Here is a 16,178-nt window from a genome sequence, read left to right as displayed (position 1 = left end):
CTCGATGCATTCGACTGCTAATTGCTTACATATAATATTATAGCAGGTTATCCACAGAAAGCAATAGTTTTGTCTAACTTTTTCCACAGATTTTGATATTTTTCCACAAGAAGTCAAAAAGCCCTAAAAGTGACATTAATCGCTACTTTTAAGGCTTTTATTTTCTATTTTTGATATAATTTAAATTGTTTTGCCAAATATTTACCAGTTAAACTACCAGAATTTTGAGAAATATCCACAGGGGTTCCGCTTGCAATGATTTTTCCTCCTTGTTGTCCTCCTCTAGGTCCCATATCAATCATATAATCACTGTTAGCCATAATATCCAAGTCATGCGTAATAGTAATAATAGTTCCTTCTTGCTCGAGTAATCTTTGAAACACTTGTAAGAGTGTTCTCACATCTTGTGGATGTAGTCCCACTGTCGGTTCATCAAAAACAAATAAAGTGCCTTTTTGCCTTTGATGAATGTGACTAGTTAACTTTAACCGCTGTGCTTCTCCTCCTGATAATGCTGGAGTAGACTCCCCTAGATGAAGATAACCTAACCCCATGTCATGTAATGTTGTAATTGTTTTATTAATTTTTGGCTCTTTTTGAAAAATTTCTTCTTTTAAGGCATCATCTACCGAGTAATCCAAAACGTCAGCAATACTTAAATTGTGCCATTTTACCTGTAAGACATTTTGATTGAAACGATGACCTCCACAGACAGAGCATGTTTCAACCATGTCCGGCAAATATTGGATATCAAGTGCAATCACACCAGTGCCACCGCATGCTGGGCATGCACCTTCTTTATTATTATATGAAAAATGTGACGCACGATATTTCAACTTTTTAGCTAAAGGCTGTTTGGCAAAAAGTTTACGCAAATTGTCCATAATATCTGTATAAGTTGCAACAGTTGAGCGCTGATTTTTACCAACCGGTGTAGAGTCAACGCTAACCACGTTTTTAATATAGTCATTATCTAAGTTTTTTACCCACTTAGGTCTTTCACTGTTATTTTTTTGTGCCTTCAATGCCGGAATCAAAGAATCTAGAATGAGAGTAGTTTTACCAGCACCTGAAAAACCGGTAACAGAAGTTAAGCGATTGACAGGTATTTGCACATGTAAGTTTTTTAAGTTAAAGCGCTCAGTAACATCAAACTCTACTTTGCCGTGTTTAAAAATCTGGTCTTTATTGGCCCTGGGTCTGACAAATAATGGTGCTTTACCTGTTAAATATGGTCCAATTAAGGACTTTTCATTATGTTCTATCTCTTTGGGTATTCCCTGGGAAATAATTCTGCCACCTTGGCTGCCTGAACCTGGACCAATTTCAATTACCCAATCAGCTGCGTTAATAATGGCAGTTTCATGATCAACAACAACTAAAGAATTGCCTTGATTGACCAATTCATGGAATACATCAATCAACCCAGCTACATTGTCAGGATGCAAGCCCACTGATGGTTCATCTAATACATAGAGTACCCCCGTAGTTTCGGTGCGCAGCGTTCTGCCAAGCTGGATACGTTGAAGTTCACCTGTAGACAGACTACTTGCCTGTCTGTCTATGCTCAAATAATCTAGTCCTAGTTTTAATAGAGGTTTGACTTGATGCAACAACTCACTCGTTAAATTTTCTGCTAAGTCTTGCATGTCTTGTGGCAAACTTGCTAAAATCTCATCCATATATTGAGTTAATTCACCTAAAGTCAGTTTCTCAGCTTCAACAATATTTTTGCCAGCAACTAGCTGCTGCCAGCGACTAGGATCAATCCGATAGCCATGGCAACGAGAACAGGTACTAAATTTATAAAAAGAATTAATTCTTTGCAATCCTCGCTCCGACTTTGTAGTTTTACGGGAGTTAGCCACCGCATTATAGGCATTCTCATATAGCGCATCAAGATGATAAACTCGACCAGTTGAAGTTGGCAAGTCAATAGGGACTTTTCGCTCTTTACCATGAAGGACAATGTCTTTCTCTTTAGCATTCAACTTTTTATATGGGATATCAGTACGTACACCTAATTCACGGGCAATGCGCCACATCCAATTTCGACCAGGAATTTGCCAAGTGGCTACCGCACCTTTTTCAAGAGATAAATTTTCATCAGCAATAATCTTACTATCATCAATCTGCTCGACAGTTCCTAGACCTTGGCATTTTTGACACGCACCATCTGAATTAAACGCAAAGTCTTCAGCACTGAAAGCATAAAATTGTACTCCACATGTAGGACACGTCAATCGTCCCATTGCTTCCCCAGTTAAATCCATTGCTTCCGCAATTTTAATAGTTGGTGGAACCCTATGACCATTGGGACATACAGGTGAACCTAACCGGGAAAAAATTAATCGTATGATATTAAAAATTTCCGTTACTGTGCCAACAGTCGAGCGCACTCCCGGAACAGCAGGTCGCTGTCTTAATGCCAAAGCTGAAGGAATATGTTTGACCTCATCAACTTGTGCACGACCAACTTGACTAATGCGCCGCCTAGTATAGGCTGCTAGAGAATCAAGATAACGTCTAGCACCTTCTGAATACAGAATACCCATTGCTAAGCTGGATTTTCCAGAACCGCTTAAGCCAGAGATGGCTACGAATTTATGTAGTGGAATATCAACATCAATGTTTTTGAGATTATTAACTCTACCACCAATAACTTCAATTTTATTAGGTTGTTTTTGGTACTTCATTAATGATTATCCTTTCCTTTAATTGGCTTTAATGGCTTATTGGGTTTCTTCAACAAGTATTGCCTAATTGCTTGAATTACCTGCTTATTTTGCGGCAAGTCTGAATGATCAGCTTTTTCACCCGTGACTGTTATTGCAGTATAGTTTTTGACCTGATTTTGAAAAATAAATTTGCCAGCTGCGACACTTGTTTCAGGTACTATCCCGTCTGATTCATAATTTTTGCCACCAGAAAGAGAATAAACTTTTAAAAATGGTGGTAGTTTTGCACGATTTTTAATAAAATCAGCCAGCATTTGCGTCCGGTTATTAATATTACTTTCCGTAAAATTATAAGGAGTGCCTAAAGTCATTAATTTCTTTATCTTAATATTATCAGAATATTCAGAATAATAATGCTCCAGCCAGTAGGTCCAAATTAAACCACCGTTAGAATGACCAAAGGCTTTAAAATTATTAAACTTATAATTTTGAATTAGTGATTCAAACGCAACATTTAACCATTTTGCTTGCTTTTTGATATTAGTGTAACCGTCTTTATTGTTATCAAAGCCAATAATAATAAAGGGCTCGAGGTCATTCTTACCAATAGAACCACTGTAAGTTAATTTTGCTTCACGTGAAACTTTGATTTTTATTACGCTGTGTCTGTTGAGAGTAGTTTTATTCAGTTCATCGATTAAATCGTTAAAGCGCTCTGTTGTAGCACTAGATCCAGGTACCATTATTACAGGCGAAAGAAGCGATTTACTAAGTTCAGCTCTTGATTTATTATCCTTTTTCATCCAAAAGAAACTGGGAACAGCCAGCATAATTAAAATAATTATGACTAAAACTAACCATTTATAATTAGGATTTTTACGCATCTGATCATTCCTTCTTCTGGTAAGCAATTTTTATTCCGATTTTTTCATTGATTTTAATTACTGGTAAAAGCAAAGCTATATCTAACAGAAACAGCAGTAGCGTAAAAATCAGCGTTGGCCAGTTACCATTTGTACCGAAAAATGAGACTAAAATTCCCGGGGTTCCTTTTAATATTTGATAAACACTCACAGGAATAATATGTAGGTTGACAGCAAATACTGCTAATGTCATGTTAATGAGCGGAATTAAGACACTCGGTAAAACAAATACTGGATTTAGGATTAAAGGTAAACCAACTGTAAACCCTAAGGTAGAACCAAAAGCAGCCGGCAATAAATTAAGTCTAGCATTTATTTCATTTTCCCTATTGTCTCGTCTTATTAAAAGCAATACAATCACAGCTAAAACAAGGCTAGCACCACCCATTATGCCATAACTGTTAATGAGTGAACTGCCCAAGTATTTGTATGGCACATTCCAGGAATTACCGTGTTTTAATGTATAAGTTAAATTTTCAGCGGTAAAAGCATTGTTAACCGCCCCCGATAAAGACCGCAGCGGATAACCAATTCCAAGCCAATCTAAAAAAGTAATTACGGCAGAGAGTATTAATACTTCACCGAAATTATTAGTAGTCTGAACCCGGCTGACAATTTCATTAAAACTGGCAGAGTTAAGCAACTTAAGTTGTAGTTCATATATCAAAATACCCAAAAGGATGCCCAGCATTAATGAAATACCACTAGGTAAAACAGCATCCCCTGCCCTTTTTTGAATTACTTTTGTGCCTTCATCTTTTACATAAGAAAAATCTTTCCCTAACCAATGAAAAATTTGACCTACACAGTAGCCAACATTCAAAGCAATAAAAACCGCATTAATTTGTAACAAGCTGGCAGTAAAAGGCATGCGCGCATTACGACCACTACTAGATGCATACGAACAAAAAAGCATAATTAGAACAGCAGTTAAACCTGCCATAGTTGAATCTTTATGGTAAAGCCGTGCAGTATAACGGGCCATAAAATAACTGGCATAGACGCCAAATACGCCAAAAGTAATTTCTACCATTCCACGGCAAACAAAAGATCCACCATACCAAATATGATCAGATAAAACTGTATCTAAATTAAAAATATTATAAATCAGTCCATTGGGCGTAAAAATCAGATCATTAAACAACTTAAAATATGAGCCGACGACAGCAACTGGCATTAATACTGCCATGGTGCGCCTTGTCGCACGAAAAAAAGAAAAGTTCTGCAAACGAGCTAGCAAATTGATAGTAAATTCTTGCATTAATTCAGACCCTAACATTGAATATTGTATTTAAAATAAAATAATACTCTATTTTTTTATTGCTAGCTATTTTTTATACCCTTAATTATTTTTTCTTATTAGTTATGAATAAAATGGTATAATGAATGTATATTTTAAGGGGTTTAAAAATGAGCAGAAAGAAAATCGAATTAACTGAAAAAGTAGCAAAGCTAACAGAAAAGTATTTGGAAGTTAACGATACTGATTTTAATGACTTAATTAACAAGGCACTAAAGCTATACCTGATGGATCATTTGAATTCCAGTCAAATCAAAGAAGCCCTTAAAAAGACCGATGATTTCAACTCTAAATATGCTGGCAAATGGTTTCAAGAGAGTATTGAAGACTTAAACAAATACTAATTTTTAAATAGACACTTAAAAAGAGCAGGATAATGAACATCTTGCTCTTTTAGTTTATTATCAATTTAATTTCTTAAATAGCGATCGCCAGCTAATCTGCGGTAAAAATTGGCTTTGGTGGTCTGTTCGTATGGAACTAGCCAAATATAACCAATGCCAAAAGTTAGTACACTCAAAAGATACCAACCAATAAAACTTAAATTTAATACAAATAATTCCCATTTATGCCCATTCATTAACTGACGGCTTAGCGTAATTGCTGTTGTTGCATGTACCTCTTGCCCACTTGCTACCAAGTCATTAACAATATAGGGCGTCATGGCATAAGAATAAGACTTAATTAAGCCAGGGATAACTAATAATAAAGACCACAGAAATTGAAAAATATACTCACAAAGATAATTCAGAAATTCCGGTACAAACCGACCATCAGTAAAAACAGAAAAAATACCTTTAAAAAAGCCTAACCTTTCTCCACGAGCAAAATGTAAGAAAGTAACCACCATACTCAACATAAAAAAGCTGCCAATAAAAGTTAAACCAGTATCAGGACCTAATTGACCTGCCCAAAATGCAGGTTTAAACAGTGAATCAATTGAGCCGGTTCCCATGACATCATTTACATTATTTGCAATCTTAAGTGAATTGTTTATTGCTGGCCTAGCAAAAAAGAAACCGACAAACAAGGTCATTACTATACCAATAATAACTGCCCAGCCCCAGTTATGACGCAGTTGATTTTTGGCTTCTAGTTTTAGTTCCGCTCTGTTCATAACTTATCTCCTTATCTAGTATATATTAAATATATTTTACCCCCTAGCAATGGCAGATAGCAATGAAAACACTAAAAAAGCCTAGTTCCACCAACATCGGAACTAAGCTCACACAGTGTTTGTGCCACCATTACTGACCACATTATAGAAATTTTACATTTTCGCTACCGGAGAAAATGACTACTTCCCTATGGTGACACAACAGAATTTTAGCATGCAATTAACCAAAAAACAAGTTTCAACCAACTATATTTGCACTGTCAGCCTTACGGCCAAGCAGTTCGAGCATGATTTGATTAATTTGACTTTTCAACTGGTTAAATTCACCTTCACGTGTTTTATTAGATTGTATTATCACTATCGTTTTGGCATCATTAGTGCTGCGCATGAAAGTATAATAACCCTCTCCTGCACCATTAGCCGTTTTAGTTTTTAATTTTATATTATTATAAAAACCGCCATTATAATAAGCCGGAGGCCCAGACTGGTATAGTAATTTACGACTCTTTTGGGTTAACAAACTGCCAGAAAGCAGGTATCGCATTACTTTTGCTAGGTCATGATTGGACATCACTATTGAGCCAGCTCCTAATTCATTACGAGCCCCCCTTAACGCAACCTTATGCTTAACCACGTCATAGCGACCTTTGCGGTAAATCATTCCAGGTACTAAATGACTGGAAATAATTTTACCTGGCTTTGACCATAAAAATTCTGTTTGTTTCAGCTTTAAAGGCTTGATATAGGTATCACGGAATAACTGCTCGTAGCTTTGTCCAGTTACTTTACTCATAATGCCGCATAAGTACACATAATTTAGTGAACTATAGTGCCACTTATTTAATAAACTAGGTTCAAAAATAGTTTTAGCAGCATCATGTTGAATATTATCAGAGTCAGAGACAAAATGCTTTCTGCCCAATTTTGCTCCTGGTTTAAGATCAAGGCCTGCTGTCATAGCTAACAGATTTTTAATTTTGACTTTTTGTGCCCCAGAAATTTGCGGATAAAATTTACTCAATTTATCCTGCAGGCTTAACTTGCCTTCCTGCACGAGCCGCATAATGATTGCAGCCGTCATAGATTTCTGTACAGAATTGATTAAATAACTAGTGTCAGTATTATTGCCTAAAGCATAGTTAAGCATTATTTTGCCATTTTTAATGACTAGGATTGAGCCCTTAATTCCCAGGGCATCAACTTGCTGGCGCACTATTTTTCTTTTAAAGATTCTTTTGAACTGCCATTTACTGGATTTTCATCTGTTAAACTAACCTGGTATGGCTTCTTCTGCCACTTTTTACTATAAAAATAGTTATGTATATTATAATTGCGTGGCAGATCACTTTGCGCCATGAATGGCTTTACTGCCTTGTCAACAGCTACCCAGCCGCGCCAGCCCAGGTGAATAGTATCTTCCATGAAATACTGTTCACCACCACGCTTGGATAAATCAGTAACGTTATCAAAACCTTGACTAGCCAGTTGGTACTTAATCTTAGAAACAGCCTTCTGGTACATTGTTTGTGATAAGCCCGTGTAATTAGACCATTTTTCATTAATCGGCGGGATAATGAACAGTACATTGGTATGCTGCTTGGCAAACTGGTGCAACATTAATTCAAAATCGCTGTATTCTACCGATTTAGTGTAATTAAAATGACGTTGACTATCTTTTAATTTGGCTAATAAACGTTTATTCAATCGTTTTTTGAAGAAACGATTGTTAATACCAAAATTATTAGAATTGGTGTTTATAGCTGCCTGCTCACTTGCTACTTTATCTAAAGCCTTTATTGAATAGGTATTGGGCAATAACTTTGCTTGCTTATTGATCTTTTTAATGCGATCGCGCAATTGGAAAGTGCTGAAGAATTTATCTTCATTGTTAAGCATGCGCCGCTGATTTTCTAAGTAAAAGCGCTGAAACCCAGTTAATTTTTGCCCTCGGGCAATTCTTTTCATACCCAGTTTGATAACGCCCTTCACTTCCGGCATCTGCAAGAAACGTTTAGCCGCATAGCGGTTAGTCACCGTGTCTTTTTTTATTCCTAAGAGAAAATTACAGGCCTGCAGCGGTGAATAGTACAGCGCGAAGGCATCCGGATTTTGACCCTTTTTAGTAAACCACTGTGGTGAAACAATGACTACGGCTTTTTTACCCTTAAGCTGTTTAGCAGTCCCCTGCATTTCCAAAAAATGTGCTAAGGATTGGCTGCCCGCTCCGCCTAATAAAAATGGCCGGTAATTGCGGTGATATTTTTGCGCAATTACACTGGGATGCAATGGATCAAGCCTTGACAATTCACTTGACCCATAAAAAGGCACATAACCATCCTTAAACGCATCCTGTTTCATTAAAGAGCCCTTAAAAATAGTATTAGTTTGCGAATTAGCCGCTTGATAAATGGCATCCTTAGAAAAAGTCCGCTCCCACGGCATTAAAAAGATAGCCAGTAGCAAGACAAATGCGCAAAGAACCGGGCCAAAAATATGCCACAGTCGGCGTTTGTTACTCATTTTCTAAATTTTCCACCTTTGCCACAATTTTATTGGGCGTATCCCATTCATTTCTGTCAAATTCAGAAACGGGTACATCTATCTGGAACTTTTCTTGCAAATTTAACAGCATTTGGACACTGGCCATTGAATCCATTAGACCATTAGCAAAAATATTCTCATCCATTTTGTCTGTTAAATCCTCACCAGTTAAATCTTGTAAAATTGCTAAAACTTCTTTTTTGGTATCCATGTTAAAACTCCTTAAATAAAATCATTGACTATTGCCAGCCAAACCATAACTGACTGAGAAAACCTGAAAAAATCAGGAAACTAAAACACACTACATTAAAAGTTACAAAAATTGCCAGCCATTTCGTATATTTGTTCGATGGCAATTTATCTTTGTGCTTCTTTTTAAACCGCAGCCAGCAATCATTGATAATGATGGCAAAAGCATGGAACAAGCCATAAACAATATAATACCAGGTTAGTCCATGCCAGAAGCCCATCACTAAAAATAAGAGCAGGTAAGCAGCCTGTGACAGCCTGACTGGGTTCTTGAACAGCTTTTTCTTCATTGCAAAGAAGGTAAAACGCATGTAGATGTAGTCCCGGAACCAGAAAGACAGGGTCATGTGCCAGCGGTTCCAGAATTCTTTGATGTTTTGCGAAATAAACGGCTTGTTAAAGTTCATTGGGGTGTGAATACCCATAAAGTAGGAAATTGACACGGCAAATAAAGAATAGCCCGCAAAGTCAAAGAATAAATACATGCTGTAGCAGTACATATAAGCTACTACCCACCAGGAAAGTTTCAACCCGCCCACAGCTGTACCTGTAATTAAAGCAGCTCGGGTAATTCGGGGCAGCCAATAGGTGCCAAAGAACCAGCCAAGAACAAATTTATATAAGAAGCCTTGAAACAGATAACGTGTTGCCAGCTCTAAATCGTTTAGATACTGTTCACGCTTTGGCACCGTGTCGCATTCTTTAGCAAATCTGCGGTAACGATCGATCGGTCCCGAAGAAATAGTTGGAAAGAATAAAAGAAAACGAAGATAGGTCCCCAAGTTAAGTTCTTTAATAGCGCCATCGCGGACTTCCATCACGACCTGAACTGTCTTAAAGGTCAGATAAGATATCCCCAAAAAAGCCAGCACTCCTGGAATTTTTGCTTGCGGAAAAGCAGTCTGTACTTTAACCAAAACCAAAGGCACAATTGCCAAAATTACAGCAAAGTAGAAAACCCAGGTTCTATTTGGACTGTTCTTGCGGCGGCGATAATAAAGATAGCCATAAGTGACCAGCAACTGAAACAAAATATAGATGATTAAATTAACGCCCTGCTGCCACTTTTCACCATCAAAAATGAGAAACAAGAAAACTAGTGAGAACACAACCTCATAGATTTTCAAGCGGTGGCCCCAATACAGTCCAATGATGATGGGTATTAAGCCAATCATCAAATAGACGAAATAATGCGGATTGGAATAAGGCTGCAAGTTAATGAAATTAGCGTTCACTACTCGTTGACCTCCTTAATGACGGCCTTAATATCAACTTTACCATTTTGCGAGACCGGCAATGTTTCACGGTAAACATAACGCTGCGGAATCATGTACGGCATCAGTTCTTTAGCTAAATCTGCTCTGATCATCTTAGTAATTTCTGCTTCAGAATACTTTTCTTTCACGCCATCTTTGAGTTTAATTTCGGCAACTATTTGCTTAACCGTATGATCTTGATTATATTTTGGTGCAGCTACGCCGTGATCAACCAACTTGTTCATACCTATATAATGGTTAATTTCTTCTAATTCTATGCGATAGCCGTTAAACTTGATTTGGAAATCGATTCTGCCGCGGTAAAAGAGCATATCCTGGTCAAAGAAGCCTTCATCCCCTGAGCGGTGGCTCATATATTGGTCACCCGGATTTTTAAAGAAAGCTTTGACCGTTTTTTCCGGATTATTCATATAACCTTTAGAAGTACTTGGTCCAGAAATAATAATTTCACCTTCATCTGGCTGGTCACCTTTAGATTTATCAATGATAATTTTGGTATCTGCTTTAACCTTGCCAATTGGGAGACGATCATATTTCTTTAAGACAGCATCAGTAATTTCTACCTGAGTAACTGCAACTGTAGTTTCAGTCGGGCCATAAGTATTAAAAACTCGTGCCTGCGGGAATTTCTTTTTTAACATTACCACCTCAGTATGCGGCAGCTCTTCGCCACAAAACATAAAGTGGGTCAGATTTGGATGATGCTTTTCGTCAAAAGTCTTATCTAAAAAACACATTTGGGCAAATGACGGCGTTGAGACCCAGACATTAAATTGTAGTTTAGGCAAAGTCTGGAACAATTGCGCAAAATTTTGCGTAACTTCATGCGGCAGAGCCACCAATTTCCCTGCACCGACTAAAGCAGGATAAAGACTCATGACTGAGAGGTCAAATGAATACGGTGCTTGAGACAAAAAAGAAGGGTGCTTCGGCAAGTCAAAGTCCGTCATTTCCCAGTTGACGAAACTGAGCAGGTTATTATGACTGATTTGCACGCCTTTAGGTTTACCACTTGTGCCTGAAGTAAAAATGACGTAAAAATTGTCATCACCTTGAACAAAGTTGGCAGGATCAGGTTCAAAATCCCCCTTTTCTACATCAGCAGGATGCACTACTTTAATAGGTGGCAAATCAATTTTCGGCAGTTCATCAATTGCTAAAATTGCTTCAGCATGAGAAACTTCCTGAATCATAACAATTCTTTCAGCATTTGAATAGCTGGCAATAGGAATATAAGCATGTCCCGACTTAACACAACCAAGAAAACTGGCGATCATTTCAAAATCCTGCCCGCCCCAGATCATCACTGGGCTTTGAGGTGAAAGATTTAAACTTACAATTTTATGAGCCCATTCATCTGAGCGCTTTTTTAAATCACCATAAGTATTGGTTTTGCCCAAATAATCATAGGCTATGCGTTCTGGCTCTACTTGAGCAACTTCATCAATTTTTTTAATTACATTTTCAATCATATTATCGTACCAGCTTTAAAATTCATTGTAGATAAAGTGAACAGATGTTAAACCACTATATTGGTACAAATAAATCAGTACCATTAAAATGACGCAATAGATAATTGTCGTCAAAACAAACTTACCAATACGTTTAGCGCGTGAATCCGTTTTTTCTTTTTTAGCCATAATTTCATATCTTTCTCAATATTAATAAAATGTACTATCGAATATAGTACTACTAAAGATTTGCAACTAAAAAAATCCTCTTAAACTTTTACCAAATTTAAACATTTCTCCTTATTATCCGTTATTCAACTTTCGGCAATCATTATAAGCAAAACAAAGCGGAACTAAAATGATAAATGAACCAAAAAGCACGGTAAGCAGTAGTAAAATAAAAATGTTTGTTGGCTTTAGCCAGCGTTCACTTTGAGCAGTTGTCAAAATATAAACAGCAAATAAGACTGTAAAAATGAGTTCCCCTAAAAGCGTGTATCCTAAAGCACCTTGACTAAACATCTGATACAGCCAAAGCCAGCCAGATGCTGGCAGCAGGCAAAGCCACCCTGAAAAACGAAGCCAAAAAACGATCTTTTTACGATAATCTTGTTTTCCCATTTTTCTCCTTAAAATTTCAATTTTTCAAATAAAGTAAAACTAATTATAACAAGGAGTTTTGCAACAAACAATTTTGTAGTTACTCAAAATTTGCATTTTGAGATTTTCGTCATACTTTTTTCACATTTTCTAGTTATACTATAATTGTGATATAGGAAAGATATACATTTTTCTTATATCACACTCAACTTTTTGTTTTTCATTCATACTCCTCCAAGTATAATAATGAAAAAACCGAAATGACTTTACAGGTCATTTTCATATCTATCCCTTTCGACTCACGTGCGTTACGTGAGTTTTTCTATGCTCTTAAACAGTTCTAAAGAAATTCTTTACTCTTTTATAAGAGTTTTTCTACTTTAACTTCATATTTTAGAGATATCATTTTAAATGTAGTAAGCAAATAGCAAGCTTACTACATACTCCCACTTTTTTATTTCATTCATTCTTACTCCTTCAAAGTAGATGAAAACTAACAGGCTCGCACAACTTGCGGGCCTTTTTTCTTTGTTATAGTATAAATTTAGCTACTTATTACTCTATGAAAGGTTTATATCTAATGTTCTCACCCACAATAAAACACTTACTGGAAGAAAAGTCAGGTTCATTCATTATTCCTGCTTCCCGGATCGCCTTTGTTGAAGACGACAATCCTTTATACCATGCTTTTATGATTTTAACTCGGGTTAAATATTCAAAAATTCCAGTTCTTGACCGGCAAAATCGCGTTGTCGGCCTATTAAGTTTAGCAATGATTACAGATAAAATGATGGAAACAGATAGAATTTCACTTGAGCCCTTAAACAAATTATTAGTGCGGGATGTGATGCAAACCAAATTCGACAAAATAAACTTCGTGCAGACTACACTGGAAACCCAACTTCATTTGTTAGTTGACAATGCCTTTTTACCTGTGGTCGATGATTATGGTGTTTTCCAAGGACTGTTAACCAGACGTGAATGGATTAAAGCTTTTAATTACATTTGTCATAATTTTGAGAAAGAATATAAAGTTATTCCGATTACCAAAGATAAGCTATTATAAAATATACTGAAATTTTATTTTTGTTTATTCCTTTTTAGTGTACTTTATTACAAATTAAGCTATAATAATCATTAGTAGGGAAACACCAGTGCTTTTATTTGGTAATCCAGCTATTTGGTTAATACAATGTTAAAAATCGATTTTAATTTGATATTTATTTTTTGATATATACATATTTATTAATTATAATCATTTTACTTTATAAAAATAAATAACGCTTTACTGAATTAGTTAACAAGAATTGATGGATATTCCTTAAATAATCAGAAAAGAAGAGCACTATTATGGCAAGTAAAACAATTTCTGCGCAATTGACATTTTTGATAAGCGCAATTATAAAAAATTGGACTTACCCAGACGATCAAGAGCTTTCACTTAAAGAAAAGTCTGAGCTGGTGTCCCAACTAAAGGAACTGGCACAAAACTCAGATGATATGGAAGAAGCCGCTAAAATTACTGAAGCGTTTTATAAAGACAAAGTTGCTAAACGTTTTAAATCAATGGATTCTAATTTTTCGTGGATTTTTATAATACTGCAACATGAACTAGTATCCGCTACCCGTTTGCATGCCCTGCTTCTCGATCTGGCTCATGAAGAAAATTTTTCGGAAAAAGGAATTGCAAAAATTAACCATTATTTTGTTGAAACTGATGATCATGGCGACAATGACAACTTTATTACCATGTCATCTACGGACATAATAGATTCTTTAGGAAGGACTAAAATTTTTCACATTCAACCCTCTAAGGAAGAAAATGAGACTCCCGATATTAAAAATTCTAAATTCGTGCCTAAACCTAAGCCGGTAAAAACTGAACCTCAGTTCAACAAGATTATTAAACTAAAAGATCACTAAGTAAAAGAAGGCAAAAAATGATCTGATCCCCAAATTTGTTCTAATTTTAGGGTTCACATCAGAATTGCTTTCTTTTTTTATTATATTAATTTGCATCTAATTTAGACCTATTCTAAATAAAATTAAGTATTTAGTGTTAAAATAGGAAACATAATAATTAGTTTAATTTACGGGAGGAAGCTATTAATGAGTTTTAAACGCCAATGGAAATTTATTCTTGTATTAGCAATTGGGATAGTGGGGCTTTTTTGCCAATTAGGCTTGAAGACTAAAAGTCTTTTTCAAATAGGAAACTTACAATTTCCTATTCAAGCAGTGTTAATCGACATTGTGGGCATCATGATGGCTATTTCCTTACTTGCCGAAATTGCCAGTGATTTTAAATCCGGACGCTATGGCGTCGATATTTTAGCTGTTATTGCAGTCGTTTCTACTATACTGATTGGTGACATTTGGGCCGAATGGATGATTTTGGTCATGATGACTGGCGGTCAGACACTAGAGGACTATGCCACTGGACAAGCAGATAAAGAGTTACGCTCTCTTTTAAGCAATTCACCTACTATTGCCAACAAAATTGTGAACAATGAACTCGTTTCTGTTGACGTTGAACAACTAAAAATTGGTGATCATGTGTTAATTAAACCTGGTGAACAAGTTCCAGTTGACGGAAAAGTAGTTAATGGTGAATCAAGTTTTGACCAGTCATCATTAACTGGAGAATCCGTTCCGGTTGCTAAAAAAGCTGGAGATGAATTAATGTCCGGCTCAATTAATGGCAGCGTAGCAGTAGAAATGGCTGTTACTAAAAAAGCGAGTGACTCTGAATACCAGACAATTGTTTCACTAGTTGAATCATCGCAAGCAAAACCGGCTAAGTTTGTCAAAATGGCTGACCGTTACGCTGTACCTTTTACCATTATTTCCCTGGTAATAGGTATTGCTGCCTGGATTCATTCCGGTAACCCAGTCAACTTTGCAGAAGTTATGGTTGTGGCTTCACCTTGCCCATTGCTAATTGCAGCGCCTGTTGCACTGGTATCCGGCATGAGTTCCATGTCTAAACATCATATTATAGTTAAGTCTGGTCCCACTTTAGAAAAACTGGCTACTGCAAAAACTTTTGCTTTTGATAAAACTGGTACTTTAACAGAAAATCAGCTGGTAATTGATGAAATCGTACCTGCCAGAGACAGTAGTTATAGTCCAGCCATCCTGCAAAGTTATGCTACCAGCGTTGAGCAACAGTCAAGCCATATTATTGCCAATTCACTAGTCAATGTAGCTGATAAAAATCTTTTAAAACCAGCAACAAATATCAAAGAATCAACTGGCCAAGGAATTAGTGGTACTGTTGAAGGACACCTAGTTAAAGTTGGTAAGTTAGATTATGTTAAGCCCCAAGAAAAAGCTGCTACAGTTAATGCTACAGCAGTTTATATTTCAATTGACGATAAGTATGCCGGTTATATTACATTTAAAGACCAAGTTCGTCCCGAAAGTGCTGAGACAATTGCACGTTTGAAACGTCAAAGTGGCGCACACATTATGATGTTAACTGGTGACCACAAAGATGTAGCTGATAAAATTGGACAATCTGTCGGTGTCAACGATATTCGCTACGGTTTGCTACCTGCTGAGAAGATAGCCGCTATTAAAAATGTACCTCAAGAAAAGCGACCCGTAGTCATGACTGGTGACGGCATTAATGACGCTCCTAGTTTATCAGCTGCTGATGTTGGTATTGCTATGGGAGCCAAAGGTGCTTCTGCTGCCAGTGAAAGTGCAGATGCAATTATCATGGTAAATGATTTATCTAAAATTAATGATGCTGTGGCAATTTCTAAACATACCATGAAAGTTGCTAATATTGATGTGCTAACCGCTATTACAATTGTAGTTATTATTGAACTGATTGCATTTACCGGCATTATCCCTGCTTTTTGGGGTGCCATTTTGCAGGAAGTGGTTGATATGATTTCCATTAGCTTGGCTCTTTTAGCAAAAACTACTCCTAAAAATCCGGAGCAAACAGGAATTAGTCCTGCAAAATAAACCAAATTAGTAAAATCTGAAAAAGCCTGATAAATTAACGTTTACTAAACAACGTAGTTTATCA

The 16,178-nt window shown here is 36.5% G+C and carries 15 protein-coding genes; 4 read left to right on the top strand and 11 right to left on the bottom strand.

Annotated features, from left to right (window positions below; all coding sequences use genetic code 11):
* Positions 1–164: 164 nt before the first annotated feature.
* The 3 genes from AAA926_RS05040 to AAA926_RS05030 are packed head-to-tail and all read right to left on the bottom strand — an operon-like array spanning position 165 to position 4,862.
* The gene (locus tag AAA926_RS05040; RefSeq protein ID WP_198180653.1) at positions 165–2,696 is read right to left on the bottom strand and encodes an AAA family ATPase; all 2,532 of its coding nucleotides are present in this window, start codon (positions 2,694–2,696) and stop codon (positions 165–167) included.
* Positions 2,696–3,562: an alpha/beta hydrolase gene (locus AAA926_RS05035; protein WP_198180654.1), complete on the bottom strand. Its 867-nt coding sequence runs from the start codon at positions 3,560–3,562 to the stop codon at positions 2,696–2,698. The genes AAA926_RS05040 and AAA926_RS05035 overlap by 1 nt, the downstream gene beginning before the upstream one ends.
* A 4-nt stretch (positions 3,563–3,566) precedes the next feature.
* Positions 3,567–4,862, bottom strand: a complete 1,296-nt coding sequence (locus tag AAA926_RS05030) for a PTS sugar transporter subunit IIC (RefSeq protein ID WP_198180655.1) — start codon at positions 4,860–4,862, stop codon at positions 3,567–3,569.
* Between the two features lie 149 nt (positions 4,863–5,011).
* Here AAA926_RS05030 and AAA926_RS05025 point away from each other — a divergent pair, with 149 nt between their 5' ends.
* Entirely contained in the window at positions 5,012–5,245 is a 234-nt protein-coding gene (locus tag AAA926_RS05025) for a hypothetical protein (protein WP_046332832.1), read from the top strand.
* A gap of 65 nt (positions 5,246–5,310) precedes the next feature.
* On the opposite strand, the gene AAA926_RS05020 is transcribed toward AAA926_RS05025, so the two are convergent.
* From AAA926_RS05020 to AAA926_RS04985, 8 genes are all read right to left on the bottom strand, one after another.
* Positions 5,311–6,018, bottom strand: coding sequence for a DUF975 family protein (locus AAA926_RS05020; protein ID WP_198180656.1), 708 nt, complete (start codon positions 6,016–6,018; stop codon positions 5,311–5,313).
* Between the two features lie 238 nt (positions 6,019–6,256).
* Entirely contained in the window at positions 6,257–7,231 is a 975-nt protein-coding gene (locus tag AAA926_RS05015) for a serine hydrolase (RefSeq protein ID WP_198180657.1), read from the bottom strand.
* A complete protein-coding gene (gene dltD / locus AAA926_RS05010) occupies positions 7,231–8,538 on the bottom strand; it encodes a D-alanyl-lipoteichoic acid biosynthesis protein DltD (RefSeq protein WP_198180658.1) in 1,308 nt (435 codons plus the stop codon). The genes AAA926_RS05015 and dltD overlap by 1 nt, the downstream gene beginning before the upstream one ends.
* On the bottom strand, positions 8,531–8,770 hold the full coding sequence (gene dltC, locus AAA926_RS05005) for a D-alanine--poly(phosphoribitol) ligase subunit DltC (protein ID WP_198180659.1): 240 nt from the start codon (positions 8,768–8,770) through the stop codon (positions 8,531–8,533). The genes dltD and dltC overlap by 8 nt, the downstream gene beginning before the upstream one ends.
* A 28-nt stretch (positions 8,771–8,798) precedes the next feature.
* Positions 8,799–10,043: a D-alanyl-lipoteichoic acid biosynthesis protein DltB gene (gene dltB / locus AAA926_RS05000; RefSeq protein ID WP_198180660.1), complete on the bottom strand. Its 1,245-nt coding sequence runs from the start codon at positions 10,041–10,043 to the stop codon at positions 8,799–8,801.
* Positions 10,043–11,557, bottom strand: coding sequence for a D-alanine--poly(phosphoribitol) ligase subunit DltA (gene dltA / locus AAA926_RS04995; RefSeq protein WP_198180661.1), 1,515 nt, complete (start codon positions 11,555–11,557; stop codon positions 10,043–10,045). Before dltA ends, dltB begins: the two co-directional genes overlap by 1 nt.
* A gap of 15 nt (positions 11,558–11,572) precedes the next feature.
* Positions 11,573–11,725, bottom strand: coding sequence for a teichoic acid D-Ala incorporation-associated protein DltX (locus AAA926_RS04990; protein WP_198180662.1), 153 nt, complete (start codon positions 11,723–11,725; stop codon positions 11,573–11,575).
* Positions 11,726–11,839: 114 nt separating this feature from the next.
* Complete coding sequence (locus AAA926_RS04985; RefSeq protein ID WP_198180663.1) at positions 11,840–12,157, bottom strand: hypothetical protein; 318 nt, start codon at positions 12,155–12,157, stop codon at positions 11,840–11,842.
* Between the two features lie 559 nt (positions 12,158–12,716).
* On the opposite strand from AAA926_RS04985, the gene cbpB reads away from it, so the two are divergent.
* The 3 genes from cbpB to AAA926_RS04970 all read left to right on the top strand — a co-directional run bounded on the left by cbpB (position 12,717) and on the right by AAA926_RS04970 (position 16,114).
* Positions 12,717–13,202: a cyclic-di-AMP-binding protein CbpB gene (gene cbpB, locus AAA926_RS04980; RefSeq protein WP_198180664.1), complete on the top strand. Its 486-nt coding sequence runs from the start codon at positions 12,717–12,719 to the stop codon at positions 13,200–13,202.
* Positions 13,203–13,486: 284 nt separating this feature from the next.
* Positions 13,487–14,059, top strand: a complete 573-nt coding sequence (locus tag AAA926_RS04975; RefSeq protein ID WP_198180665.1) for a hypothetical protein — start codon at positions 13,487–13,489, stop codon at positions 14,057–14,059.
* 186 nt (positions 14,060–14,245) lie between these two features.
* Complete coding sequence (locus AAA926_RS04970; RefSeq protein ID WP_198180666.1) at positions 14,246–16,114, top strand: heavy metal translocating P-type ATPase; 1,869 nt, start codon at positions 14,246–14,248, stop codon at positions 16,112–16,114.
* Positions 16,115–16,178: the final 64 nt, after the last annotated feature.

The sequence above is a fragment of the Lactobacillus juensis genome (assembly GCF_036246285.1).
In the GTDB taxonomy this organism is placed as follows: Bacteria; Bacillota; Bacilli; order Lactobacillales; family Lactobacillaceae; genus Lactobacillus; species Lactobacillus juensis.
The sequence above is the reverse complement of the archived record's forward strand: the minus strand, read 5'-3'. Positions and strand labels throughout refer to the sequence as shown.

What these genes read in the sequence shown, in the direction of transcription:
- AAA926_RS05040 (WP_198180653.1), bottom strand. Translation starts at nt 2,696, where the DNA reads ATGAAGTACCAAAAACAACCTAATAAAATTGAAGTTATTGGTGGTAGA.
- AAA926_RS05035 (WP_198180654.1), bottom strand. Translation starts at nt 3,562, where the DNA reads ATGCGTAAAAATCCTAATTATAAATGGTTAGTTTTAGTCATAATTATT.
- AAA926_RS05030 (WP_198180655.1), bottom strand. Translation starts at nt 4,862, where the DNA reads ATGCAAGAATTTACTATCAATTTGCTAGCTCGTTTGCAGAACTTTTCT.
- AAA926_RS05025 (WP_046332832.1), top strand. Translation starts at nt 5,012, where the DNA reads ATGAGCAGAAAGAAAATCGAATTAACTGAAAAAGTAGCAAAGCTAACA.
- AAA926_RS05020 (WP_198180656.1), bottom strand. Translation starts at nt 6,018, where the DNA reads ATGAACAGAGCGGAACTAAAACTAGAAGCCAAAAATCAACTGCGTCAT.
- dltD (WP_198180658.1), bottom strand. Translation starts at nt 8,538, where the DNA reads ATGAGTAACAAACGCCGACTGTGGCATATTTTTGGCCCGGTTCTTTGC.
- dltC (WP_198180659.1), bottom strand. Translation starts at nt 8,770, where the DNA reads ATGGATACCAAAAAAGAAGTTTTAGCAATTTTACAAGATTTAACTGGT.
- dltA (WP_198180661.1), bottom strand. Translation starts at nt 11,557, where the DNA reads ATGATTGAAAATGTAATTAAAAAAATTGATGAAGTTGCTCAAGTAGAG.
- AAA926_RS04990 (WP_198180662.1), bottom strand. Translation starts at nt 11,725, where the DNA reads ATGGCTAAAAAAGAAAAAACGGATTCACGCGCTAAACGTATTGGTAAG.
- AAA926_RS04985 (WP_198180663.1), bottom strand. Translation starts at nt 12,157, where the DNA reads ATGGGAAAACAAGATTATCGTAAAAAGATCGTTTTTTGGCTTCGTTTT.
- cbpB (WP_198180664.1), top strand. Translation starts at nt 12,717, where the DNA reads ATGTTCTCACCCACAATAAAACACTTACTGGAAGAAAAGTCAGGTTCA.
- AAA926_RS04975 (WP_198180665.1), top strand. Translation starts at nt 13,487, where the DNA reads ATGGCAAGTAAAACAATTTCTGCGCAATTGACATTTTTGATAAGCGCA.
- AAA926_RS04970 (WP_198180666.1), top strand. Translation starts at nt 14,246, where the DNA reads ATGAGTTTTAAACGCCAATGGAAATTTATTCTTGTATTAGCAATTGGG.